The sequence below is a fragment of the Exiguobacterium sp. SH5S13 genome (assembly GCF_004337085.1).
GTDB classification, from domain to species: Bacteria; Bacillota; Bacilli; order Exiguobacteriales; family Exiguobacteriaceae; genus Exiguobacterium; species Exiguobacterium aurantiacum_A.
On sequence record NZ_SJUS01000012.1, the window covers coordinates 1 to 22,487 of the forward strand.

Consider the following 22,487-nt stretch of genomic DNA (forward strand, 5'->3'; position numbering starts at 1 on the left):
TGGCATCATCGGGATCGCCTCCAGGATGTGTAGTTATAGCCAGTTTAGTCCGAAACGGCAAGGACGTACAGCGTCGCCCCGAGGGCACGCCGACTCCCGGGGGAACAGCGGGCAAGGCGAGACCCAGTAGCGACATCGTCGCGATGCGGCTCGCTGACCGCCCCCAGGAAAGCGGCGTGCCGGACAGGGCGGCTTTAAAGGGCAATGAAAGCAGAGGAGCGCCATCCCATCCGGGATGACGCTCCTCTGCTCAAAATTATTTGAAGTTTTTCAGTGCCCTCTTGAAAAGAAGGGGCGTTTTTTTTGGCGTCTTGGATTGTGTTCGGGTGACGCTTTGCCTACAATCAACAGAGAAGCGTGAAACGGCAAGGAAGCCCGTTTCGAAAGTATGGAAGGAGTCGATACAATGAACACAACACAGAAACGTGTCATCCTCGCCTCGATGTCGCCGCGGCGGACCGAGTTGTTGAAACAAGCCGGTATTTTGCACGAGGTGATCCCGTCAAACGTCATCGAAGGAACCGACGGACGTGAGCATCCGGACGAGTACGTCGGACGTCTCGCCCGTGAGAAAGCGATGGACGTCGCACGAGACAACCGCGACGCGATTGTAATCGGGTCGGACACGGTCGTCGTCCTCGGCGGAACGATTTTAGAGAAACCGAACGACCGCGATGACGCACGCCGGATGCTCGAGCACTTGTCAGGGGCGACCCATGAAGTGCTCACTGGCGTCAGCATCATCGGACCAGACCGGCACGACTTGTTCGTCACGACGACGCACGTCACGTTCATCGACATCCCGGAGTCTTGGCTCGACGGCTACCTCGATTCGTCGGAGCCGTATGACAAGGCCGGTGCCTACGGGATCCAAGGGTCGGGCGGTTTGTTCGTCGAACGGCTCGAAGGGGATTACTATAACGTCGTCGGCCTCCCGCTCCGGCCGCTCGTCGAGACGCTCGAGCGTCACGGGGTATCGCCGCGCTTTCTGTGAATGATGCGAGAGTAGGTGAAGGAATGACTATGGTGCTCGACCGAAGTGTTGAATCCGCTATTGCCAGACTGCTTCAAATCGGTGGACGGGGCGGGGACCCGCAGGCGACGGCCCGGCGGTTGTCAGATGTGTATCCGACGCTTCGGGCGCTGTCACAGGCGTCCGTGCACGACCTCTGTCAAATTGAAGGGATGACGAAGAAGAAAGCCGAGCAGTTGCTCGCGGCGTTCACGATCGGCATCCGTTACGTCGAGGAGCCGAAAGTCGACATGCCGACGATCCGGTCGCCGCAGGACGCGTACGAGCTGCTGCGTGATGAGCTCCGGCTACTTAATCAAGAACATTTCGTCTGTTTGTACTTAAACACGAAAAATCAATTGATCGCGCGCAAGACGTTGTTCGTCGGCGGGTTGAATTCGTCGATCGTTCATCCGCGCGACGTCTTCCGCGAAGCGCTCAAGCTGTCGGCGGCTTGTTTCATCGCTCTGCATAACCATCCGAGCGGGGACGCGACGCCGAGCCGGGAAGACATCGAAGTGTCCGAGCGCTTGGTCGAAGCGGGCAACATCGTCGGGATCGCTTGCCTCGACCACGTCATCATCGGCGAAGATCATTATGTCAGTATGAAGCAACGCGGGTATATGAACGGGTGAAATTAGGAGACGTTTCCCATATCCCTCTTGAAGTTTGGTATACTAACGAACGAGGTGTTCGTATGGAGAAACTAGTCTGGATTATTATGATTGGAATCGCGCTCGCCGCGAGTTTTGTTCCGCTCGAGCCGTTCGCGTTGTCGCTCGTCGTCTTCGCGTTGTTCGTCTTTGTGAGTATGGCGCTATTTCAACAGTTTTCAAAAGACGGGCATTGGCTTGACTGCTACCCGCCGCTCGCCGGGGTCGGACTCGGAATTGTGTCGCTCATCGCCTACATTGGTCTGTTCATCGCCTGGGTAAATGCGTCAGGAGACAGTCAAGCGTGGCGTGTCATCCCGCAACTTGTCTTCGTTTACGTCGGGATTTACTTGTTCACCGTGACGATGGCGAGCTTTTTGGCGGGTGCGACGCGCGAGCGGCCGTCCCGTTTCTTTCGGCCGCTCCTCATCTTTTCGGTCGTCTTTTACGCGGCAATGCTGTTGCTGCCGCTCCAACCCGGTCTCTAAATGATCGGTTCATCTAAGCAGACGCCTTCAGACGTCTGCTTTTTGATTTGCGTTTTTGTTGAAAAGCAGGCACACTAATATACGGTGGAACAGGACTGAGATGAAGGGGATTGTAAATAACCTGTAATCGATTGAACGTTTTCAAACATGATTTTTCCGTTATAATAATAATTAGTGTAACCAGGAGAGGGGCAGTACGTATGTTTCGTAGTTTTAACCGAGAAATCGGAATCGACCTTGGAACGGCAAATACGCTCGTTTATGTAAAAGGTCAAGGAATCGTTGTTCGTGAACCGTCCGTAGTGGCGTTCCGTACAGATACAGGTAGAATTGAGGCCGTAGGTAATCAGGCCAAAGATATGATTGGACGTACGCCGGGGAACGTCACGGCACGCCGTCCGATGAAAGATGGGGTTATCGCTGACTTCGAAACGACTGCAACGATGATCAAATATTTCATGGAGCAAGCACAAAAATCGAAGAGCGGGTTGTTCTCATCGAAGACGAACGTCATGATCTGTGTGCCAAGCGGCATCACGTCAGTTGAAAAACGTGCGGTTGAAGATGCGGCCAAGCAAGCAGGCGCTCGCGAAGCGTACACGATTGAAGAACCGTTCGCGGCAGCAATCGGCGCCGGTCTCCCAGTTTGGGAACCAACAGGCTCGATGGTCGTTGATATCGGTGGTGGTACGACCGAAGTCGCAGTGATCTCACTCGGCGGCATCGTGACAAGCCAGTCGATCCGTGTCGGTGGTGACGAAATGGATGACGCCATTATTCGTTACATTAAAAACAAATACAACCTCATGATCGGGGAACGTACGTCAGAAGCGCTCAAGATGGAAATCGGTTCGGCCCGCATCGACGAGTCGAACGAAAACGAAACGATGGAGATCCGCGGACGCGATCTCGTGACCGGTCTCCCGAAACAGATCGAAGTAGGGGCAGTTGAAGTGTGCGAGGCGCTTTCAGACACGGTAGACGCGATTCTAGCCGGTGTGAAACAAACGCTCGAACAAACACCGCCAGAACTCGCAGCCGACGTCATGGACCGCGGCATCGTTCTGACAGGCGGCGGCGCGCTCCTTAAAAACTTGGACGGTGTCATCTCTGATGAGACGCACATCCCGACACTCATTGCGGATGAACCGCTCGATTGCGTTGCGATCGGGACTGGAAAATCTCTTGAAATGATGGACGTCCTCCGTTCAAAATCAGGCATCTCGTCACGTCGATGAAAGGTGTTAAACGATGAGCCGGTTTGTACGCAATAAAAAGCTCATCATCACGCTGATCGGTATCATCTTATTTCTCGTCATTTTAGGGGTTTCGATTCGAGGACGGTCGGAATCCGCCTGGTACCAAGACGTCACGCGTGATGTGGTCGGAACGTTCCAACGAGTGTTCACGGTGCCGATCGGCTGGATGGATAGTACCGTGTCCTCGATTTCGAACGTCCGTGATATTTATGAAGAGAACCGCGAATTGAAGCAACATTTGACGAAATACGCCGAAGTGTCCGTCGAAGCCGACGACCTGCGCCGTGAGAACGAGGAGTTGCGTCAAATGGTCGCGGCTGGCGAAAGCTCGCTCCGTGACTTTGATTTGATTCCGGCCGAGGTCATCGGGCGCACGCCGAACGACTGGCAGCGCTATGTGACGATCAACGTCGGGCAAGAACGTGGCGTTGAAAAAGGCATGGCCGTGACGGCCGCCGGCGGCATGGTCGGACGCGTCATTCAAACGAGCGCCTATACGTCACAAGTTCAGCTCTTGAGCGACAACAACCGGACGAACAACGTCTCGGCGGTCGTCAAGGATGCGGACGGTAAGGCGGCGTACGGAACGATCGACGGCTTCGACAGCGAGACGAACGAACTCTTTTTCACAAAGGTTTCGAACAGCGTCAAGTTGAAAGAAGGTGAGATCGTCTCGACGTCAGGGCTCGGCGGACGTTATCCGGCCGGTCTCGTCATCGGTAAGGTGAAGACGATCGAGACCGATGAATATGGCGTGTCTCAAGTTGCCCGCATCACGCCAGAGGCGGACTTCAACGAGTTCTCGCAAATGTTTGTCATCGATCGAACGCTAGACGAACCGTTTTTGACGGGTCCCGAGGAAGGAGGAGCAGCGGGTGAGTAACATGAAAGTGTTCATCGCCCTGTTCCTCCTCTTTCTTATTGAAGGGACATGGGCTGCCATCTTTTCATGGCACTACGCGACGCCGTTCGTGTATTTGACGTTGATTGGGTTAATGTACGTCAGTTTGTATGGCCGGTTTGAGTCGGCACTCGGATTCGGTCTCGTATTCGGGTTGTTGTATGACATCGTCTACACCGACTTGCTCGGAATTTACTTATTTACTTTTTCACTCATTCCTCTCTTAGTCAGCTTCGTGTTAAAATATATAGGTGAGAACTTCTTCTCGGTCGTCATCACGTTCACGTTCATGATCCTCGTCTTCTCCTTCGGGATTTACGGTATCATGGCAGCGGTCGGTGGGACGACCATGACCATACAAACACTATTAGTTGAACAGATTCCAGGGACGCTCGTCGTCAATGTGATCGCCGTCGCGATTCTTTATTATCCGATGACGCGATACGTGGCGGTGCGCCCTGTAGCGAAAAGAGGGTAGCCATGATGGAGCGTAAACGACACATTACGATAAAAGGACATCGCAACGGTATTGCAATCCACTTCAATCCACGGAGTGGCGTCGATGAGGTGCTCGGAGAGCTTGAGGCCACGTTACAAGAAATGGAGCCGCCCTCTGGGGAGATTGCACTCAAGTTGCACGCGGGTACTCGTTATTTGGACGAGGAGCTGTCACGTCAAATTCGTGAAGTCGTTGCTCGTCATGGCGTTTTTTATATCGAGGAGCTGTCGAGCGAGGTCATGTTGACCGAAGAGGCGAAAGCGACTTACGGGAAAAAGACGTTCCATTACCATAGCGGGACGATCCGCAGCGGGCAAGTGCTCTCATTTGAGGGTTCGGTGCTCATTATCGGCGACGTCAATCCGGGGTCTGAAGTTCGGGCGACAGGAAGTATCTATTGTTTAGGCACGATACGAGGAAATGTCCGGGCCGGTGTCGAAGGATGGGAGGACGCGGTCATTACCGCAAGTCTGTTGCATCCGCTGTTTCTAGCGATCGGTGAGCACGTGCTCACGCCAGACGATGATACCGAGATGCCAGAGATCGAGATGGGCTGCGCGTATCAGACGAATCATGGCATTGAAATGACGCGTCTCCGCCAAGTCATGACAGGGCTTAAAGACGCATATGCAATGGAATTACAGAGAGGGTGAGTTTGATGGAGCAAGTAGTAGAGCCTGTACATACAGCAAAAGAAGTGAAGAAAGGTCGGGCCATCGTCGTGACGTCGGGGAAAGGTGGCGTCGGCAAGACGACGACGACCGCTAACCTCGGGACGGGTCTCGCATTGTCCGGACACTCGGTCTGTCTCGTCGATACGGACATCGGTCTACGGAACTTGGATATCATCCTAGGACTCGATAACCGGAGCATCTATAACCTCGTCGACGTCATCAACGGGCAGTGCAAGCTGCCCCAAGCGCTCGTCCGTGACAAACGGTTCGAAGAGATGTATCTGCTGCCGGCGGCCCAGTCAAAAGACAAGACATCGGTCCAACCGGAGCAAGTCAAAGAGATCATCGACCAGTTGAAGACGGAATATGATTTTGTCTTGATCGACTGCCCGGCCGGTATCGAGCAAGGGTTCATGAACGCCATCGCCGGCGCCGACGAGGCTATCGTCGTGACGACGCCTGAGAAGGCGGCCGTCCAAGACGCGGACCGCATCATCGGTATGCTCGAACAAGCGGAACACGTCGCGCCGCCTAAACTCATCGTCAACCGCGTGAAGAATCATCTCGTCGCATCGGGCGACATGCTCGACATCGATGACATCATGCGCATCCTGTCGATCGACCTGCTCGGCGTCGTCGTCGATGATGAAGAAGTCATCGCCGCGGCAAACCGAGGTGTCCCGGTGACGATGAACCCGGACAATAACGCCGGACAAGCGTATCGCAACATCACGCGCCGTATTCTCGGTGAGTCGGTGCCGCTCATGTCCATCCAGACGGACCAACAACCGACCGGATTTTGGGCACGATTGCTATTGAAGTTTGGAATGAAAAAAGCCTAAGGCAACGAAAGTTGCCTTTTTGTGTCGAAAGGAGTGCTCGTATGAAACTCATCTATGAACGGACCCCGTCGATCGAGCGGGCCATGCTCGTCGACGGCGAGCGTCTGCTTGAAGTCGAGGAGCGCTTTGTCGACCAGCTCTCGGTCGGGACGATCCTTGAAGCCGCGATCGAGCGGATCCATCCGTCACTCGGCGCCGCCTTCCTCGTCAACGGCGAGACGACGTTTTTCTTGCCGATCGCCGAGACGCTCCGGGCGCTCGCTGTCTACCCGGAAGTACTGGGCATCGGTCAGGCGGCCGTCGTCGGGGAGAAACGTCTCGTCCAAGTGACGAAAGAGGGCATCGGGGGTAAGCACCACAAAGTGACCGAGAACATTCGGTTCGGAGGGCGCTATCTCGTCTACTTCCCGTATGGACGGCGCCAGTTGTTCAGCCGTAAGCTCGACCTCGCTACGCAGGACCGGCTATCGAAAGTGTTCACGCTCAATGAGGTGGAAGGTGTGTTGTTCCGGACCGAATCAGGACAAGCCAGTCCCGAGGCGCTTCGCGAGGAGCTGGCCTTGTTGAGGGCCCGGGCTGCTGACGTCGAGACGGCGCGCCGCGGTCAAGACGAACTGCTCTGTGAGCAGTTCGTCCGGCGCCATTCGGTCGAGTCGGTACTGTTGAACGATAAAGAGGCGCAAGAGCGTTTGAAGCGGCTCGACGTCCCGGTCGAACGCCATATCGGCAAAGGCCGGATGAAAGAAGCCGCGCGTTTAGACACAGCGATCGAGAAGCTCGAGAACCGTGTCGTCTGGCTCGAAGGCGGGTCTTACGTCTTGGTCGAACAAGTCGAGACGATGACCGTCATCGACGTCAACAGCGGCAAGAACGTCGCCGTCAAAGATAAAGGACGCGCCGCCGACACGATCAATGAGGCGGCACTGTATGCGATTATGGAACAGCTCCGCCTGCGCAACATCGGCGGCATGGTCGTCATCGACTTTTTACGCGGGTCAAAAGACGGACAAGACCGACTTTTGAAACGAATGAAAGAACTCGGGGCCCGTGACCCACGTCGTGTCGAAGTGTACGGCTTCACACGGATGGGACTGTTCGAACTATCACGCGAGCGGACCGGACGTTCGATTCAAGACCGGATGACGTATAACGGTGCACCGTCGAAGCTGGCCGTGTTCTCACGGCTTGAACGCACGCTCATGGAGCTAGACGGAAAACAGGAGGCGGTCGTACTGTCGCTGCCGGCGAAGTGGCAAGACGGGGCCTGGGACGCGTCAGGTCTTCATGTGTTCTTTATAGAAGGAGAGCCCGATGTCGCTTTTCATGGTACACTCGAGGAATGTGAGAACTTCGTATCTCGTCATTGACAAGCTTCGCGCGAGAGTGGTAATATCTATAACGTTAGTTCGTTTGGAAGCACCCAAATGGCTACAACCGCACAGAACGGGTTGAAACGGTTTCGCCCTGCCCTGGATGGCGAGTCTGAGTTTAATAAGGAGGTGCACGTATATGTACGCAATCATCAAAACTGGTGGTAAGCAAATCAAAGTTGAAGCAGGTCAAGAGATCTACATCGAAAAACTCGATGCTGATGTCGAGGGTACTGTAGAATTCGGTGAAGTTCTTTTCGTTGGTGGTGACGATGTTAAAGTCGGAGCTCCATTCGTAGAGGGCGCTAAAGTAGTAGCAACTGTCGTTAAACACGGTCGCGCGAAAAAGATCACTGTCTTCAAAATGAAAGCTAAGAAAAACTACCGTCGTAAGCAAGGTCACCGTCAGCCTTACACGAAAGTTCGCATCGAGAAAATCGAAGCGTAAGCTTTATGATTCGAGTAATGGTCAGACGAGACGAGACGAAGTCGATTCGTTCCGTCGAAGTGACAGGTCACGCCAACTTTGCTGAACCCGGTTCTGACTTAGTGTGTGCCGGCGTTTCCGCTATCATTTTTGGGGCGTATAACGCTGTTGAGGTACTCGCAGGCCAGTCGCTTCTTGTAGAAATGGCAGACAAAACAGAGGGTGGTTACTTTTATGTCGAGACATATCCTGAACTATCACCGCAGGATATGACTCGCACCCAGCTGTTATTAGAAGGGATGCTCGTGCAACTAGACACGATCGCCCAAAGTTACGGTGATTATATCCAAATTGAACAATAGGAGGTGGACCTCATGTTACAATTGAACCTTCAGTTCTTCGCATCGAAAAAGGGAGTAGGATCGACTAAAAACGGTCGTGACTCGATTTCGAAACGCCTCGGCGCTAAACGCGCTGACGGACAGACAGTTTCAGCTGGATCGATTCTCTACCGTCAACGCGGTACGAAAATTCACCCAGGTGAAAACGTCGGCCGTGGTGGCGACGACACATTGTTTGCTAAAGTTGACGGCGTAGTACGCTTCGAGCGTCTTGGTCGCGACAAGAAACAAGTGAGCGTTTACCCAGTTGCGTAAGTAGAACCACGCAAAAGACTCTAGCCACTTATTTGGTTAGAGTCTTTTTTACTAGGAGAGGATCAAATGGACTCACAGGCAACACTGAAATTATTATCGACCGTCCGTCACGAATGGATGAATCGGCTTCAGATGATCTCCTTGTATGCGGCGCTCGAGCCTGATAGACTCGAGGAGCTGTACGAACGTTATCGTCAGCACGCCGACGAGGAGAGTGCGCTCGTTCGCTTAAATATGCCGGCGACTAGTCTCGTCATCATACAGGCGAATTGGGAAGGGCGGTTGACCTATAAGGTATCGACCGACCGTGCGTCGTTGGACGACGCACGCGTGGCGGATAAACTTGTCCGTCTTCTGTCAGGAACGGATGGACCGATTCATGTGACGTTCACGGACGGACTGGCGGTTCGCGTCTTCGGCAACGTGCCGGGAGATGTGTTCACGTCAGACGAAGTGCACGAACAGACTGTAGAATGTTCTACGTTTCGTTTAAAAGGAGGGAATTAAATGTTTGTCGATCAGGTGAATATTTTTGTAAAAGCTGGAGACGGTGGTAAAGGAATGGTCGCGTTCCGTCGCGAGAAGTATGTTCCAGACGGTGGACCAGCAGGTGGTGACGGTGGTCACGGTGGCGACGTCGTCTTTGAAGTAGAAGAAGGATTACGGACGCTCGTTGATTTCCGCTTCTCGAAGAAGTTCATCGCCTATAACGGTGAAAAAGGAATGTCGAAAGGGATGCACGGACGTAAAGCGAAGCCGCTCGTCGTCAAAGTCCCGCCAGGCACAATCGTCTTCGATTCAGTGACGGATACTGTCATTGCCGACCTTACCGAGCACGGCCAACGGGCCACGATCGCTAAAGGCGGCCGCGGTGGACGCGGAAACTGTCGATTTGCGACACCGTCGAACCCGGCACCAGAAATCGCTGAAAACGGGGAACCAGGCCAAGAGCGCGAGTTGCGTCTTGAACTGAAACTCCTCGCCGACGTCGGTCTCGTCGGATTCCCGTCAGTCGGGAAATCGACGCTCTTGTCGGTCGTCTCATCGGCACGTCCGAAAATCGGAGCGTACCACTTCACGACGATCACACCGAACCTCGGTGTCGTCAAAACAGCTGACGACCGTGACTTCGTCATGGCCGACCTTCCTGGACTTATCGAAGGTGCGAGCCAAGGCGTCGGTCTCGGTCACCAGTTCTTGCGTCATATCGAACGGACGAAAGTCATCGTCCATATGATCGATATGAGTGGGATCGAAGGACGTGACCCGTTCGAAGACTACACGACGATCAACCGTGAGCTCGAGTCGTACAATTTACGTCTCCTCGAGCGTCCACAGATCGTCGTCGCCAACAAGATGGATATGCCGGATGCGCCAGAACTTCTTAAAGAGTTCCAACAGAAAGTCGGCGATGACGTCAAAGTCTTCCCGATCTCGGCACTCGCGAAAGAAGGACTTCGCAACTTGCTCATCGAAGTAGCTAATCTCGTCGACGCGACACCTGAATTCCCACTCGAAGAGCTCGAAGCGAAAACGGCCACACCACGTGTCGTCTATCGTTACGAGAAGGAAGAGAAAGGGTATCAGATTCATGTCGATGAGTACCAACGCTTCGTGATCACGGGGCCGCGCATCGAGAAGCTATTCAAGATGACGAACTTCGATCACGATGACTCGATCAAACGATTCGCCCGTCAGATGCGTCAAATGGGCGTCGATGAGGACCTTCGTAAGCTAGGTGCTCAAGATGGCGACGTCGTAGCAATCTCTGATTTTGAATTCGAATTTGTCGAATAATTTTTTAAATAAGAAATGGAGTGTGAAGTAAACGTGGACCCTGTGCCCTCGTCTAGTTTAATTCTTTATGCAGTTTTGATTCTTTTGTCAGCTTTCTTCTCTTCAGCAGAGACCGCGCTCTCGAGCGTGAACCGCGTCCGGATGATCCGGATGAGCGAGGATGGGGATAAGCGTGCTAAGCGCGTCCTCCACCTCGTCGATCGGTTTGACGATACGCTCTCGACGATCCTCGTCGGGAACAACGTTGTCAACATCGGTTCAGCGACCGTCGCGACAGCGATTGCGACGTCAATTTTTACCGGTGGGACGGGGTTATTGATCTCGACGTTCGCGACGACGGTGCTCATCTTGATCTTTGGTGAGATCTTGCCGAAATCGCTCGCTAAAGAGTTTTCTGAAAAGTATTCGCTCTTAATTAGCGGAACGCTCGTCTTCCTCGTCAAAGTACTGAAACCGATCACGATTGTGTTCACCGGTCTCAAGCGCTTGACGCTTCGCATGATCGGGATGGCCGATAAAGAACCGTCGGTGACGGAAGAAGAGTTGAAAGTGCTCGTCGATATGGGTGAAGAGGAAGGCGTGCTCGGGGAGACCGAGGCCGAACTTGTCCACAGCGCCTTCGCGTTCAACGACATTACCGTCGATGACGTGTTGACACCGCGGATTGATATCCTCGCCGTCGATGTCGACGATACGCTCGAAGAAATCAAAGACACGATCTTTAGCGGGGGGCACTCTCGTCTCCCGGTGTATAAAGACTCGATCGACAACGTCATCGGGGTGTTGTCGGAACGTGACTTCCTTCGTTCGATGATGCGAGATGAAGTGACAGATGTGCGGGCGCTCATCCGTCCGCTCACGTACGTGTCACCGCAGACAAAATTGATCGAACTGCTTCCAATTCTGCAGCAAAAACAATCACACATGGCTGTCGTCCTCGATGAGTTTGGTGGGACGGCTGGTCTCATCACGCTTGAGGATATGCTTGAAGAGCTCGTCGGCGATATTTGGGACGAGCACGACGAATCGATCGTCTACTTGAGACGGCTTCGAGACGGCGTATACGAGTGTATGGCCGACATGGACGTCGATCAGTTCGCTGACGAGATGGGGATTAAAGAACCTGAAATAGACTCGAATACAATGGGTGGATGGATCGTCGAGCTGCTCGGCGACATCCCAGAGAAAGGTGCGCGTGTCACGTATGACGACATGACGTTCACCGTTCTCCACGTCGAAAAACGACGCATTCGCAAACTGTTAGTCGAAACGAGTCAATCCGAATCGGCTGAACAGGCATAAGAAAAGGAGATCGCCACGTGGCGATCTCCTTTTTGTTTAGACGGTATGGTGGCGCTCGACGCGCTCGAGCAACTCGTAAGGACGAACCTTGTAGATTGCGTGCGGGATGTACGTCGGGTCGATCGCATCAATGAGACGCATCTGGAAGTGGTCACGTTTGATGTAGTCCGACACGTTCGACGCATCGATCGGGAAGAATCCGACCTCATGTGTCTCGCCTGCTTGCGGACGAAGGTCGCCCGAGACGTAACGCCCATGGAACGAGACGCAGAGGACGCGTGACGACACGTTTTGATAGATCCCGATGATGCCGTCGATCTCGATGTCGGCCCCGGTCTCTTCTTTCACTTCACGATGGATCGCATCGATGATCGATTCGTGTTCTTCGACCTGTCCGCCCGGCATCTCGTACGTGTCGCTCCGGTGCGTGTTTTTGACGAGCAGCACCTCGCCGTCATCGTTCGTGATGTAGGCGGTCACGGAGACGATCGTGCGCGGCGGGGTGTAGTGCCCGGTCGGCATCATGAACTCTTCGCTCGACTTGATGTACAAGTCTTTCCCGAGACGGGCCCGCTTCTTCATCGCCTCGCGACGGAGTGCGCTCGTGCGGTAATCGCGTTCGACTTGTTCGTAGTGCTCACGGTCGCGGTATTCCCAAAGTGCCATGACCTCGGTTTGGTCCTCGGTCACCCAACGGCCGACGAGCCGTGCGCCGTGCGATACCTGAATCGGATACAGGTATGTATGGAAAAACTCAGTGAATTCTTGCAAGCGTTCGGGACGGATCGTATACGTTTTTCGACGATGGAACATGAAAATTCCTCCTTTGACGGTTGCTGTCTCTGTGCTTTAGAAATAGATTGATTTCCTCACTATGACGTATTCGCCATACGTATCAGTTTACCCTCTATTTAAAAAAAGTCAGCCCGAACTTTTGTTCAGGCTGACTTTTTCATGAAGTTCGGATGTGAGCGGACATAGCGGGCGACAAAGAAGATGCCGATGCCGAGACCGATATAAGGAAACAGGCCGTGTGTGTATTCGCCGATATATCGCCAATTACTGCCAAGCATTATGCCGACTTTGACGAAGACGAACGACCAGACCGCGAAGACGATCGTTGTCATCGTCAGGAATTTACGGAACGACAACCGCATCACGCCGGCGCTGATGGCGAACAATTGACGCCAAATCACGCTGAGGCAGACGATCCAAGCCCCGTACTTCTCAAACCACGACTCGGCTTGAAGCTGTTTCTCCTGCTTGATCCGAAACGAGCGATACAATCGCAGGGCGACCGGTCGTCCGCCGTAGCGGCCAATCCCATACAATGCGACCTGGGTCACGACGAAAGCCGACCAAGCGAGCAAAAAGATGAACAGGAATGACGCGTCAAGGGAATCGACGAGATAACCGCCGTATGCGAGGACGAGCTCGTTTGGGATGACTTGGATGAAGATGCCGAGCGGGATACTGAAGACGCCGCATCCGGCCAAGAGTTGCTCGAGGAAGTGCCACATGACAGATCACTCCTTTCAATACGTAGTAGGGAATTTGTTCCATCCATCAGTATAACGGACAAACTAGGAAAGCAAAAGAAAAGATGTCACAAAGGCGTGACATCTTTTAGTCGAGTTCGGAAACGAGCACGCCGAGGCGCTCAAGTTCAGAGACGGCGGCATCAATCGCGTCCGCACTGTCGGCTTCGAGCGTGTGAATGTGCAGCCCACCCGTCAAATGGGACAGTGGGGCAGCCTGGTTGGCCTCGACGCGTTCGAGGAAGGCCCGAACGTCGCGCCGGCTCTTCACCATCAACTGACCAGTCAGCGACCCGTAGACGGGGTGGTCGATGATGACGTCACGAATCGTGACACCTTCGTCGACGATGGCGTTCATCTCGGCTTCCATGTCCTCGGCTTCGTGCCGACAGACGACTTTTCGTGTGTAGGCGGACGGTGACGCCTCGCCGGGTAGATAGACGTAGCCGCGGGCGGTCGCGACGATTTGGTGGCCTTTCGCCTTCAAGAGCGACAAGTCTTGGACGATGACTTGGCGGCTGACCGCGACGCGGCGGGCGAGCTCGGAACCGGTGATCGGTTCCGTACTCGCTTCAATCAATTCCAATAAAGTGCGCCGGCGTTCTTCACCGGCTAAACGTTTGTTCATGGTGTTCAACTCTCCTTGCTAAAGTGACGATGGCATCGGCGAGTGCCGCCGTGGCTTCGGCGGTTGTCTGTTCGCCGAAGGAAATTCGGACGAGCCCGTGGCAGGCGCTCGTCTCATAGCCGAGTGATTCGAGCATGCGGTTCGGTCCGTTTTGACCGGCCCGGCAAGCCGAGCCGGCCGACACTTGGAAGCCGAGTGCGTCGAGTTCGGTCATCCACCATTGGCCGTCCCGTTTGTCCGAGACGAATGAGAGGATGGCCGGACTTTGGTCGTCGAACTCGAGCCAGTCAACATGTGACGATGTCTTCTCTTTCAAGATAGCACGAAACGCTAAGAAATTTCTTTCGTGACGTGTCCGATTCTCGTGCCGATTGGTGAACGCCTTGACGAACGCAGAGATGCCGGGCACGTCAATCGTCCCAGGACGGATGCCGTACTGATGGTGACCCGGGTAGTAGGGTGGAGGCAATAGACGTTCCATATAGAGACCGCCGACCCCTTTCGGCCCGCCGACTTTATGGGCGCTGAACGAGTAAGCGTCGATCCCGTCGACCGAGACCGGTATTTTTCCGAGCGCTTGTACTCCGTCGATATGGAGCAGTACTTTCTTATATTTAAGTTTACAGAGGATGTTATGGAGCGGCAAAATCCAGCCGGTGTCCGAGTTGACGTGCTGAAACGTGACGAGTCCGATATCACGATCGAGCAAGTGGAGGAACTTGTCGTGGTCGAACTGGCCGTCTTTCAGCTTGAGGCGATGGACGATCACACCTTCAGCTTCCCATTCGTCGAGGAGGAGCGAGACCGAGTCGTGCTCTTGCCAGGACGTGATGACCTCGCTGCCTTTCATGCGTTTGCGCAGACTCGTCAGCGCGATGTAATTGCTTTCCGAGCCGCTCCCGGTAAACAACAGCTTCCCTCTCAGCATATCGAGACCGAGCGCCTGCTTGACGAGCCGGCGCGCCTCTGTCAAATAGTCCTCGGCTATGAACCCATGTGTATGAAGCGACGAGGGATTGCCGGGGACGCCTTTGGCCATGGCGACGTAATGGTCAAGGGCGGCTTGGGTCATCGGGTGTGTCGCCGCGTAGTCAAAGTAACCGTTCATCGAAGTATCCCCTTTTCTCATGTTGTCTTCTTCACAAAATTATGCGAAACTAGTTTACAAGTCAACATTACATATGAAATACAGGTGATATACAGATGTCTTTACAGTTAAAACAAGTCGATGTTTTGATTATCGGGGCGGGGTTGGCCGGGGTCACGGTGGCACTCCATTTGCCGGAGACGTACCGTGTCCTCCTCGTCTCAAAACGTGACGTGACCTCCTCGAACTCTGACCTCGCCCAAGGCGGGATCGCGAGTTCATATTTGGAGCCGTCGAGTCTCGATCACGCACACGATACGCTCGTCGCTTCCAAGATGACGGCGCAAGCGGATCGGGTCGTCACGCTCGTCGAGGACGGCCGTAGTGTCGTTTCAGAGATGGAGCGGTTCGGTGTCGCGTTCGACCGGGACGAGTCCGGGTATAAGATCGGCCGAGAAGGCGCCCACGGGAAACATCGGATCTACCACGTCGGTGGTGACGAGACCGGACGTCATGTGATGACCGCGTTACGGGAACGGCTCCCGCAAAACGTTGAAGTGATGGAACACGTCTTGATCGACGGACTGACAAAAACGGGCGGACGAGTCGTCGGTGCGACCGGGTTCCAAGGCGACGAACGAATTCATATTCAAGCGGGCGCGGTCGTCTTGGCGACAGGTGGCATCGGCGGGCTCGTCGATTGGACGTCGAACTGTCGGGCCGTGACGGGGGATGGACTCGTCTTGGCGAGCGCTGCCGGTGCCGAACTTTCCAACTTGACCGAGATCCAGTTTCATCCGACGCTGCTAGCGGTCGAGACGCCGCACCTCGTGACCGAGGCGCTGCGAGGTGCGGGCGCGGAACTCGTCGATGAGGACGGGTGTCACGTGATGCGGCACCATCCGCTAGGCAGTCTGGCGCCCCGTGATGAAGTGGCGGCCGTGCTCACACGTCACTGCGGCCCGGTCTATCTCGATACGAGTCGTGTCAAAGACATTGCGGCCCGGTTCCCGAAATTGTGGGCGACGTGTCGGGCCGAACGGATCGACGTCGCTCGCATCCCGGTCCGGCCGGGTCTGCATTTTCATATGGGCGGGGTGCGGGTCGATGAAACCGGGTCGACGGGTGTGGCCGGGCTTTACGCGGTCGGTGAAGTCGCCGACACGGGTGTTCACGGGATGAACCGCTTGGCGTCGAATTCACTACTCGAATGCTGGGTGTTCGGAAAACGGGTCGCTGCATCGGTGCGACTCGAAGAAAGGCCGTTCACGGTGACTGAAGTGACCGCTTATGAGTTATCGAAGGAGACGTTTCAAGCGTATCGTCGGCGATTAGGCAACTGGCTGACAATCTCGCCTGAGTTTGGAGAAATGAGAAGTTTCTTAGAAAATACCCAACAACTGGCACGGACGAAACACGTGACAAGACAATTGGCAGAACGAACACTACAACTTGAGGCGGGCCGGATTTTAGCACGCGCCTTTATGAGAACGGAGGAGTTCCATGAACAGAACGTTACTGCGCGAACAGCTCACACAATTTCTAAATGAGGATATCGGATTTGGAGACGCCTCGAGCGCGCTCATCGACCCGATCGACGTGGCGACAGCCGTCGTCACCGCCAAGGCGGACGGGGTCTTCGCCGGTGTTGACGTCGTGATGGAACTCGCGGCGATGCAGCGGCTCGTCGTCGAACAGTGCCGTGACGATGGGACGGACTTGAAAAAAGGGGACGTCATGTTCGCTTTGCGCGGTAAGACGCGGACGATCCTCGAGACGGAACGGATACTGCTCAACCTCGTGCAACATATGTGCGGCATCGCCACGCTGACAAGGCGCTGCGTCGAGGCGCTTGCCGACCCATCGATCCGGGTCACCGACACGCGGAAGACGACGCCGGGACTGCGGATGCTTGAAAAATACGCCGTTCGATGTGGTGGGGGGTACAACCATCGGCTGCGTCTCGACGATGCCGTCATGATCAAAGACAACCATATTGCGGCACTCGGGGGCATCACGCGGGCCATCGAAACGGCGAGAGCTCAAAACGGGCACACGACACCGATCGAAGTCGAGGTCGAGACGATCGAGCAGTTGCGTGAGGCGATCGCGGCAAGTCCTGACATCATCATGCTCGATAACCGGTCACCGGAAGAATTGAAGGCGTGGGTTGTGCTCGTGCCGTCCCACATCACGACGGAAGCGTCGGGCGGGATCACCGTCGACACGATCGCTGCCTACCGCGGGACGGGCGTCGACGTCATCTCGATCGGACAGTTGACGCATTCGGTGACGGCGCTCGATTGCAGCTTAAATCTTAAAGGAGGGGTCAAACATGCAGTTACTCGGAACGATGCCAGCGCAATACGCTAATATGACGATCGAACAGATGGAAGCGCGGATCGAAGCCATTAAAGCACGGCTCGGCAGCCGGCTGTTTCTACCGGCACATCACTATCAAAAGGATGAGGTCGTCCAGTTCGCGGACGCGACCGGAGATTCGCTCCAGCTCGCACGACTCGCCGAACAAATGAATGGGGCCGAATTTATCGTCTTTTGCGGCGTCCATTTCATGGCCGAGACGGCCGACATGCTGACACGCGACGACCAACTCGTCATCTTGCCGGACATGCGGGCCGGTTGCTCGATGGCGGATATGGCCGATATCGACCAGACCGAGATTGCTTGGGAGGAATTGACCGACTTGTTCGGTGACGACATCATCCCGATCACGTACGTCAATTCGACGGCAGCCATCAAGGCGTTCGTCGGAAAGAACGGCGGCGCGACTGTCACGTCGTCAAACGCACACGACATCGTCCGTTGGGCGCTCGAGACTGGCGAACGGACGATGTTCTTACCAGATCAACACTTAGGGCGCAACACGGCGTTTGATCTCGGTGTACCGCTGGCGGCGATGGCCGTCTGGGACCCGCTTCGTGAGCGTCTCGACTACGAGGGCGACATCGAAGACGTACGGGTCATCCTCTGGAAAGGGCATTGTTCGGTCCACGAGAAGTTCAATGTCGCCCAAATCGAGGCGTTGCGGAAGCATGACCCGGAACGACGCATCATCGTCCATCCCGAGTGTACGTTTGACGTCGTGCGGGCGGCGGACGAGGCCGGGTCGACGTCGTATATCATCGACCAGATCGAGGCGAGCGCTCCGGGGACGAAGTGGGCCGTCGGGACGGAGATGAACTTGGTCAATCGACTAGCAATGACGCATCCCGAGCAAGACATCGTCTCCCTCAACCCGTACATGTGTCCGTGTCTGACGATGAACCGCATCGATTTGCCGCATCTGTTGTGGGCGCTCGAGTCGCTCGAGACGGATCCGGTCAACATCATTCGTGTCGATGAGGAAACGACGAAATGGGCAACGCTCGCCCTCGAGCGGATGTTAGCGAGATAACGGACAGGCGATCGCCTGTCCTTTTTTCACGGCGTTTTCTATGGTACAATGAATGCAGTTTTCCTATGAAGAGGAGATAACAAAGTGATTGAATTCGTAAAAGGATCCGTCGCCTACGTGTGTGCGGAATATATAACGTTGGATGTTTCGGGCGTCGGCTACAAAGTACATGTGCCTAACCCGTTTTTTTATCGTGAACAAGACGAACATGTAATCGTGTTTACGCACCATTACGTCAGAGAAGATCAACAGACGCTGTACGGTTTCCGGTCACGCCGGGAGCGCGAACTGTTCAATAAACTGCTCGGCGTCAACGGCATCGGACCGAAAGGCGCGCTCGCCATCGTCGCCTCGGGCGACATGGACGCGTTGATTGACGCGATCGAGACCGAGAACGAGAAGTACTTGATGAAGTTCCCGGGCGTCGGCAAGAAGACGGCCAAACAAATGGCGCTCGATTTAAAAGGGAAGTTGTCAGAGCTCGCACCGGACTATGTGCCGAACACAGGCCTGTTCGCACAAGGCTCGTCAGAACTTGACGAAGCGTGTGAAGCGCTCGCCGCCCTCGGTTATTCGGAACGTGAGATCACACGTGTCCGCAAAGAACTGAATTCAGAAATATTGACGACAGACGCTTACATAAAGCGCGCCCTGCAATTGTTGTTGAAATAAGGAGGAACCTATGGACGAACGATTGTTGTCACAATCCCACCAACAGTATGAAGACTCTGAAGAGTGGAGCCTGCGTCCGCAACGGTTCGAGCAGTATATCGGACAAGAGAAGGCGAAAGGGAACTTATCCGTCTTTATCCAAGCGGCAAAAATGCGAAGCGAGACGCTCGACCACGTCCTCCTTTACGGGCCACCTGGTCTAGGGAAGACGACGCTCGCACAAATTATCGCCAACGAGATGGGTGTCGGCATCAAGACGACAGCCGGTCCCGCCATCGAACGCCCAGGTGACTTAGCAGCGATCCTGTCGACGCTCGAGCCGGGGGACGTCCTGTTTATTGACGAGATCCATCGGCTCAGCCGGACGATTGAAGAGATCCTGTATCCGGCGATGGAAGACTATTGCCTTGATATCGTCTACGGACAAGGCGAGATGGCGCGCAGCGTCCGCATCGACTTGCCACCGTTCACGCTCGTCGGCGCGACGACACGGGCCGGCATGTTGTCGGCCCCGCTCCGTGACCGTTTCGGGGTGACGCTCAAGCTCGAGTATTACGAAGCGCACGAACTCGCGGCCATCGTCAGCCGGACGGCCCAACTGTTCCGACTGTCGATCTCACCGGAAGCGAGCGGCGCGATCGCCAAACGCGCGCGCGGGACGCCACGGATCGCCAACCGGCTGTTGCGTCGGGTCCGCGACTTCGCGCAAGTGGAAGGGACGAAAGAAATCGATCCAGCCATGGCATCGAGTGCGCTCGATCGCCTGCACGTCGACGCCCTCGGGCTCGACGAGGTCGATCATCGGCTCTTGCGGGCCATGGTCGAACGGTTCGGCGGTGGTCCGGTCGGGCTCGAGACGCTCGCCGCGACAATCGGTGAAGACGCCCAGACGATCGAGGACGTCTACGAACCATACTTGTTACAACAAGGCTTCCTCCAGCGGACACCGCGAGGACGCATGATCACACAATACGCTAAGACGCATTTTGGATACGAAGAGGAGTAAATGATGCAAGATATTCAATTGAACGTAAACGACTATGATTTTGACTTGCCAGAAGAACTGATCGCCCAAGTCCCGCTCCTTGATCGGACGAGCTCACGTTTGCTCGTCCTCGACCGGGACACAGGTGACATCGAGCACCGCCACTTCCGTGACGTGCTCGACTATTTACAAGCAGGCGACGCGCTCGTCATCAACGATTCACGTGTCTTGCCGGCCCGTCTGTTCGGGGCGAAGCAAGAGACGGGCGGAAAAGTCGAGCTGCTGCTCTTGAAGCAGACCGAAGATGACGTCTGGGAAGCGCTCGTCAAACCGGCGAAGAAAGTCCGCGTCGGCGCCATCGTCGAATTCGGGAACGGGTTGCTCCGGGCCGAATGCGTCGAAGAGCTCCCGGAAGGCGGACGCCGCTTCAAGTTCGAGTATGACGGGATCTTCTATGAGATTTTAGACGAGCTCGGTACGATGCCGCTCCCGCCTTACATCCGCGAACAGCTTGACGATCAAGACCGCTACCAGACCGTCTACGCCCGCGAACGCGGCAGTGCGGCCGCACCGACGGCAGGTCTTCATTTCACAGAAGAATTGCTCGAGGCTGCCCAGGCGAAAGGGGTCAACTTGATCCCGCTCACGCTTCACGTCGGGCTCGGGACGTTCCGCCCGGTCACGGCCGATACGATCGAAGAGCATACGATGCATAGCGAGTACTTTGAACTGTCCGAGCAATCGGCACGGGCGCTCCGTGACGTCCGCGCGAGCGGCGGCCGCGTCTTCGCGGTCGGGACGACGTCGACACGGACGCTCGAGACGATCATGCGCGATCACGGGGATTTCGTCGAGTCATCGGGCTGGACGGACATCTTTATTTACCCGGGCGTCGAGTTGAAGGCGATCGATGGACTGATCACGAACTTCCATCTGCCGAAGTCAACGCTCGTCATGCTCGTCTCGGCGTTCGCGTCACGCGACATCATCTTACACGCCTACCGGACCGCGGTGGAAAACGAATACCGCTTCTTCAGCTTTGGGGACGCGATGCTCATTACGAGGAAGGAAGAAAACAAATGACCAAACATGCAGTCACATACGAACACATCCATACGTGTAAACAATCAGGAGCGCGGCACGGGATCGTCCATACGCCGCACGGCTCGTTCGAGACGCCTGTCTTCATGCCGGTCGGCACGCAGGCGAGCGTCAAGACGATGGCACCTGAACAAGTGAAAGCGATGGGTGCGAACATCATCTTATCGAACACGTACCACCTATGGATTCGTCCCGGACATGAAGTCGTCAAGCAAGCGGGCGGACTTCACAAGTTCATGAACTGGGACGGCGCGATCTTGACGGACTCAGGCGGCTTCCAAGTGTTCTCACTCGCTGACCTGCGTAACATTCAAGAAGAAGGCGTCCATTTCCGTAACCATTTGAACGGGGACAAGTTGTTCTTGTCGCCAGAGAAGGCGATGGAAATCCAAAACGCGCTCGGTGCGGACATCATGATGGCGTTCGATGAGTGCCCGCCGTTCCCGGCGACGCATGAATACATGAAGAAGTCGGTCGAGCGGACGAGCCGTTGGGCCGAACGTTGCCTCGCGGCGCACGAACGTCCGGAGGACCAAGCGCTGTTCGGCATCATCCAAGGTGGCGAGTACGAAGACCTTCGCCGTCAGAGCGCCGAAGACCTCGTCTCACTCGATTTCCCGGGTTATGCGGTCGGCGGTTTGTCAGTCGGCGAACCGAAAGACGTCATGTATCGGGCGCTCGAGTTCACGACACCGTTCATGCCGGAAGATAAGCCGCGCTACTTGATGGGCGTCGGATCACCGGATGCGTTGATCGAAGGTTCGATTCGCGGGATCGACATGTTCGACTGCGTCTTGCCGACACGGATCGCCCGTAACGGCACGCTCATGACGTCTAAAGGTCGCGTGACGATCAAACACGCCAAACATAAGACGGACTTTGGCCCGATCGATGAGAAGTGCGATTGCTATACGTGTAAGAACTATTCACGGGCCTACGTGCACCATTTGATCCGTGCCGATGAGATGTTCGGTCTCCACCTTTGCTCGACGCATAACCTTCATTTCCTCGTGAATTTGATGGAACAAGTCCGTCAAGCGATCCGCGAAGACCGTCTGCTCGATTTCAAAGAAGAGTACTTCGAAGAATATGGATATAACAAACCGAACGCCAAGAATTTCTAATTCTCTGACAGCGATTATGTGACAACGAATCGGTTTCACGGTATAATGAACCTGATA

Annotated in this window: 26 protein-coding genes and 1 other annotated feature; of the genes, 22 read left to right on the top strand and 4 right to left on the bottom strand. The window is 55.1% G+C overall.

From position 1 onward, the window contains the following. Window positions 1-406: 406 nt before the first annotated feature. The 15 genes from EVJ30_RS07850 to EVJ30_RS07920 all read left to right on the top strand — a co-directional run bounded on the left by EVJ30_RS07850 (window position 407) and on the right by EVJ30_RS07920 (window position 11,880). Complete coding sequence (locus tag EVJ30_RS07850) at window positions 407-994, top strand: Maf family protein (RefSeq protein ID WP_236636051.1); 588 nt, start codon at window positions 407-409, stop codon at window positions 992-994. A gap of 23 nt (window positions 995-1,017) precedes the next feature. Then, a complete protein-coding gene (radC, locus tag EVJ30_RS07855) occupies window positions 1,018-1,647 on the top strand; it encodes a RadC family protein (RefSeq protein ID WP_131468620.1) in 630 nt (209 codons plus the stop codon). Between the two features lie 62 nt (window positions 1,648-1,709). After that, a complete protein-coding gene (locus EVJ30_RS07860; RefSeq protein WP_236636053.1) occupies window positions 1,710-2,153 on the top strand; it encodes a hypothetical protein in 444 nt (147 codons plus the stop codon). A gap of 200 nt (window positions 2,154-2,353) precedes the next feature. Continuing rightward, the gene (locus tag EVJ30_RS07865) at window positions 2,354-3,391 is read left to right on the top strand and encodes a rod shape-determining protein (RefSeq protein ID WP_070327697.1); all 1,038 of its coding nucleotides are present in this window, start codon (window positions 2,354-2,356) and stop codon (window positions 3,389-3,391) included. A 13-nt stretch (window positions 3,392-3,404) separates the two neighbouring features. Next, the gene (gene mreC, locus EVJ30_RS07870; protein WP_131458811.1) at window positions 3,405-4,295 is read left to right on the top strand and encodes a rod shape-determining protein MreC; all 891 of its coding nucleotides are present in this window, start codon (window positions 3,405-3,407) and stop codon (window positions 4,293-4,295) included. Window position 4,296: 1 nt separating this feature from the next. After that, the gene (mreD, locus tag EVJ30_RS07875) at window positions 4,297-4,791 is read left to right on the top strand and encodes a rod shape-determining protein MreD (protein WP_131458828.1); all 495 of its coding nucleotides are present in this window, start codon (window positions 4,297-4,299) and stop codon (window positions 4,789-4,791) included. Window positions 4,792-4,796: 5 nt separating this feature from the next. Further along, on the top strand, window positions 4,797-5,465 hold the full coding sequence (locus tag EVJ30_RS07880; RefSeq protein WP_236633412.1) for a septum site-determining protein MinC: 669 nt from the start codon (window positions 4,797-4,799) through the stop codon (window positions 5,463-5,465). 5 nt (window positions 5,466-5,470) lie between these two features. Beyond that, window positions 5,471-6,328 (top strand): septum site-determining protein MinD, encoded by an 858-nt coding sequence (gene minD, locus EVJ30_RS07885; RefSeq protein WP_131468622.1) that lies wholly within the window; start codon window positions 5,471-5,473, stop codon window positions 6,326-6,328. Window positions 6,329-6,369: 41 nt separating this feature from the next. After that, on the top strand, window positions 6,370-7,695 hold the full coding sequence (locus EVJ30_RS07890; protein WP_131468624.1) for a ribonuclease E/G: 1,326 nt from the start codon (window positions 6,370-6,372) through the stop codon (window positions 7,693-7,695). Between the two features lie 55 nt (window positions 7,696-7,750). Beyond that, window positions 7,751-7,822 (top strand) — a sequence feature (ribosomal protein L21 leader region). Between the two features lie 15 nt (window positions 7,823-7,837). Then, the gene (gene rplU, locus EVJ30_RS07895) at window positions 7,838-8,146 is read left to right on the top strand and encodes a 50S ribosomal protein L21 (RefSeq protein ID WP_070327691.1); all 309 of its coding nucleotides are present in this window, start codon (window positions 7,838-7,840) and stop codon (window positions 8,144-8,146) included. A 5-nt stretch (window positions 8,147-8,151) separates the two neighbouring features. Beyond that, window positions 8,152-8,487, top strand: coding sequence for a ribosomal-processing cysteine protease Prp (locus EVJ30_RS07900; RefSeq protein WP_131468626.1), 336 nt, complete (start codon window positions 8,152-8,154; stop codon window positions 8,485-8,487). 12 nt (window positions 8,488-8,499) lie between these two features. Next, window positions 8,500-8,781, top strand: a complete 282-nt coding sequence (gene rpmA / locus EVJ30_RS07905; protein ID WP_016508537.1) for a 50S ribosomal protein L27 — start codon at window positions 8,500-8,502, stop codon at window positions 8,779-8,781. A 66-nt stretch (window positions 8,782-8,847) separates the two neighbouring features. Continuing rightward, on the top strand, window positions 8,848-9,288 hold the full coding sequence (locus EVJ30_RS07910) for a Spo0B domain-containing protein (RefSeq protein WP_070327689.1): 441 nt from the start codon (window positions 8,848-8,850) through the stop codon (window positions 9,286-9,288). Next, the gene (gene obgE, locus EVJ30_RS07915) at window positions 9,289-10,578 is read left to right on the top strand and encodes a GTPase ObgE (protein ID WP_070327688.1); all 1,290 of its coding nucleotides are present in this window, start codon (window positions 9,289-9,291) and stop codon (window positions 10,576-10,578) included. 75 nt (window positions 10,579-10,653) lie between these two features. Next, a complete protein-coding gene (locus EVJ30_RS07920) occupies window positions 10,654-11,880 on the top strand; it encodes a hemolysin family protein (RefSeq protein ID WP_131458827.1) in 1,227 nt (408 codons plus the stop codon). Between the two features lie 36 nt (window positions 11,881-11,916). Here the strand turns inward: EVJ30_RS07920 and EVJ30_RS07925 are convergent, their stop codons facing one another. From EVJ30_RS07925 to EVJ30_RS07940, 4 genes are all read right to left on the bottom strand, one after another. Continuing rightward, complete coding sequence (locus tag EVJ30_RS07925; RefSeq protein ID WP_131468628.1) at window positions 11,917-12,693, bottom strand: NUDIX domain-containing protein; 777 nt, start codon at window positions 12,691-12,693, stop codon at window positions 11,917-11,919. Window positions 12,694-12,818: 125 nt separating this feature from the next. Then, window positions 12,819-13,400: a DedA family protein gene (locus EVJ30_RS07930; RefSeq protein ID WP_131468630.1), complete on the bottom strand. Its 582-nt coding sequence runs from the start codon at window positions 13,398-13,400 to the stop codon at window positions 12,819-12,821. Window positions 13,401-13,506: 106 nt separating this feature from the next. Continuing rightward, a complete protein-coding gene (locus EVJ30_RS07935; protein WP_070327684.1) occupies window positions 13,507-14,046 on the bottom strand; it encodes a transcription repressor NadR in 540 nt (179 codons plus the stop codon). Beyond that, window positions 14,024-15,154, bottom strand: coding sequence for a cysteine desulfurase family protein (locus EVJ30_RS07940; protein WP_236633411.1), 1,131 nt, complete (start codon window positions 15,152-15,154; stop codon window positions 14,024-14,026). The genes EVJ30_RS07935 and EVJ30_RS07940 overlap by 23 nt, the downstream gene beginning before the upstream one ends. Before the next feature lie 95 nt (window positions 15,155-15,249). Here EVJ30_RS07940 and EVJ30_RS07945 point away from each other — a divergent pair, with 95 nt between their 5' ends. The 7 genes from EVJ30_RS07945 to tgt all read left to right on the top strand — a co-directional run bounded on the left by EVJ30_RS07945 (window position 15,250) and on the right by tgt (window position 22,430). After that, entirely contained in the window at window positions 15,250-16,683 is a 1,434-nt protein-coding gene (locus tag EVJ30_RS07945) for an L-aspartate oxidase (protein ID WP_236634126.1), read from the top strand. Then, window positions 16,637-17,506: a carboxylating nicotinate-nucleotide diphosphorylase gene (gene nadC, locus EVJ30_RS07950; protein WP_131468632.1), complete on the top strand. Its 870-nt coding sequence runs from the start codon at window positions 16,637-16,639 to the stop codon at window positions 17,504-17,506. Before EVJ30_RS07945 ends, nadC begins: the two co-directional genes overlap by 47 nt. Further along, window positions 17,469-18,548, top strand: a complete 1,080-nt coding sequence (gene nadA / locus EVJ30_RS07955) for a quinolinate synthase NadA (RefSeq protein ID WP_131468634.1) — start codon at window positions 17,469-17,471, stop codon at window positions 18,546-18,548. The genes nadC and nadA overlap by 38 nt, the downstream gene beginning before the upstream one ends. A gap of 84 nt (window positions 18,549-18,632) precedes the next feature. Next, window positions 18,633-19,220, top strand: a complete 588-nt coding sequence (ruvA, locus tag EVJ30_RS07960; protein ID WP_070327680.1) for a Holliday junction branch migration protein RuvA — start codon at window positions 18,633-18,635, stop codon at window positions 19,218-19,220. 10 nt (window positions 19,221-19,230) lie between these two features. Further along, window positions 19,231-20,226, top strand: a complete 996-nt coding sequence (ruvB, locus tag EVJ30_RS07965) for a Holliday junction branch migration DNA helicase RuvB (RefSeq protein ID WP_071399448.1) — start codon at window positions 19,231-19,233, stop codon at window positions 20,224-20,226. Window positions 20,227-20,244: 18 nt separating this feature from the next. Continuing rightward, window positions 20,245-21,288, top strand: coding sequence for a tRNA preQ1(34) S-adenosylmethionine ribosyltransferase-isomerase QueA (queA, locus tag EVJ30_RS07970; RefSeq protein ID WP_131468673.1), 1,044 nt, complete (start codon window positions 20,245-20,247; stop codon window positions 21,286-21,288). Further along, window positions 21,285-22,430, top strand: a complete 1,146-nt coding sequence (gene tgt, locus EVJ30_RS07975; protein WP_070327677.1) for a tRNA guanosine(34) transglycosylase Tgt — start codon at window positions 21,285-21,287, stop codon at window positions 22,428-22,430. The genes queA and tgt overlap by 4 nt, the downstream gene beginning before the upstream one ends. Window positions 22,431-22,487 lie beyond the last annotated feature (57 nt).

Bases quoted from the DNA above. Each gene is read 5' to 3' on its own strand.
- ruvB (WP_071399448.1), top strand. From the start codon at position 19,231: ATGGACGAACGATTGTTGTCACAATCCCACCAACAGTATGAAGACTCT.
- rpmA (WP_016508537.1), top strand. From the start codon at position 8,500: ATGTTACAATTGAACCTTCAGTTCTTCGCATCGAAAAAGGGAGTAGGA.
- EVJ30_RS07925 (WP_131468628.1), bottom strand. From the start codon at position 12,693: ATGTTCCATCGTCGAAAAACGTATACGATCCGTCCCGAACGCTTGCAA.
- EVJ30_RS07900 (WP_131468626.1), top strand. From the start codon at position 8,152: ATGATTCGAGTAATGGTCAGACGAGACGAGACGAAGTCGATTCGTTCC.
- mreD (WP_131458828.1), top strand. From the start codon at position 4,297: ATGAAAGTGTTCATCGCCCTGTTCCTCCTCTTTCTTATTGAAGGGACA.
- EVJ30_RS07930 (WP_131468630.1), bottom strand. From the start codon at position 13,400: ATGTGGCACTTCCTCGAGCAACTCTTGGCCGGATGCGGCGTCTTCAGT.
- tgt (WP_070327677.1), top strand. From the start codon at position 21,285: ATGACCAAACATGCAGTCACATACGAACACATCCATACGTGTAAACAA.
- EVJ30_RS07945 (WP_236634126.1), top strand. From the start codon at position 15,250: ATGTCTTTACAGTTAAAACAAGTCGATGTTTTGATTATCGGGGCGGGG.
- obgE (WP_070327688.1), top strand. From the start codon at position 9,289: ATGTTTGTCGATCAGGTGAATATTTTTGTAAAAGCTGGAGACGGTGGT.
- EVJ30_RS07860 (WP_236636053.1), top strand. From the start codon at position 1,710: ATGGAGAAACTAGTCTGGATTATTATGATTGGAATCGCGCTCGCCGCG.
- EVJ30_RS07850 (WP_236636051.1), top strand. From the start codon at position 407: ATGAACACAACACAGAAACGTGTCATCCTCGCCTCGATGTCGCCGCGG.
- radC (WP_131468620.1), top strand. From the start codon at position 1,018: ATGACTATGGTGCTCGACCGAAGTGTTGAATCCGCTATTGCCAGACTG.
- mreC (WP_131458811.1), top strand. From the start codon at position 3,405: ATGAGCCGGTTTGTACGCAATAAAAAGCTCATCATCACGCTGATCGGT.
- EVJ30_RS07940 (WP_236633411.1), bottom strand. From the start codon at position 15,154: ATGAACGGTTACTTTGACTACGCGGCGACACACCCGATGACCCAAGCC.
- EVJ30_RS07910 (WP_070327689.1), top strand. From the start codon at position 8,848: ATGGACTCACAGGCAACACTGAAATTATTATCGACCGTCCGTCACGAA.
- EVJ30_RS07865 (WP_070327697.1), top strand. From the start codon at position 2,354: ATGTTTCGTAGTTTTAACCGAGAAATCGGAATCGACCTTGGAACGGCA.
- rplU (WP_070327691.1), top strand. From the start codon at position 7,838: ATGTACGCAATCATCAAAACTGGTGGTAAGCAAATCAAAGTTGAAGCA.
- EVJ30_RS07935 (WP_070327684.1), bottom strand. From the start codon at position 14,046: ATGAACAAACGTTTAGCCGGTGAAGAACGCCGGCGCACTTTATTGGAA.
- nadA (WP_131468634.1), top strand. From the start codon at position 17,469: ATGCAGTTACTCGGAACGATGCCAGCGCAATACGCTAATATGACGATC.
- nadC (WP_131468632.1), top strand. From the start codon at position 16,637: ATGAACAGAACGTTACTGCGCGAACAGCTCACACAATTTCTAAATGAG.
- minD (WP_131468622.1), top strand. From the start codon at position 5,471: ATGGAGCAAGTAGTAGAGCCTGTACATACAGCAAAAGAAGTGAAGAAA.
- EVJ30_RS07890 (WP_131468624.1), top strand. From the start codon at position 6,370: ATGAAACTCATCTATGAACGGACCCCGTCGATCGAGCGGGCCATGCTC.
- EVJ30_RS07880 (WP_236633412.1), top strand. From the start codon at position 4,797: ATGGAGCGTAAACGACACATTACGATAAAAGGACATCGCAACGGTATT.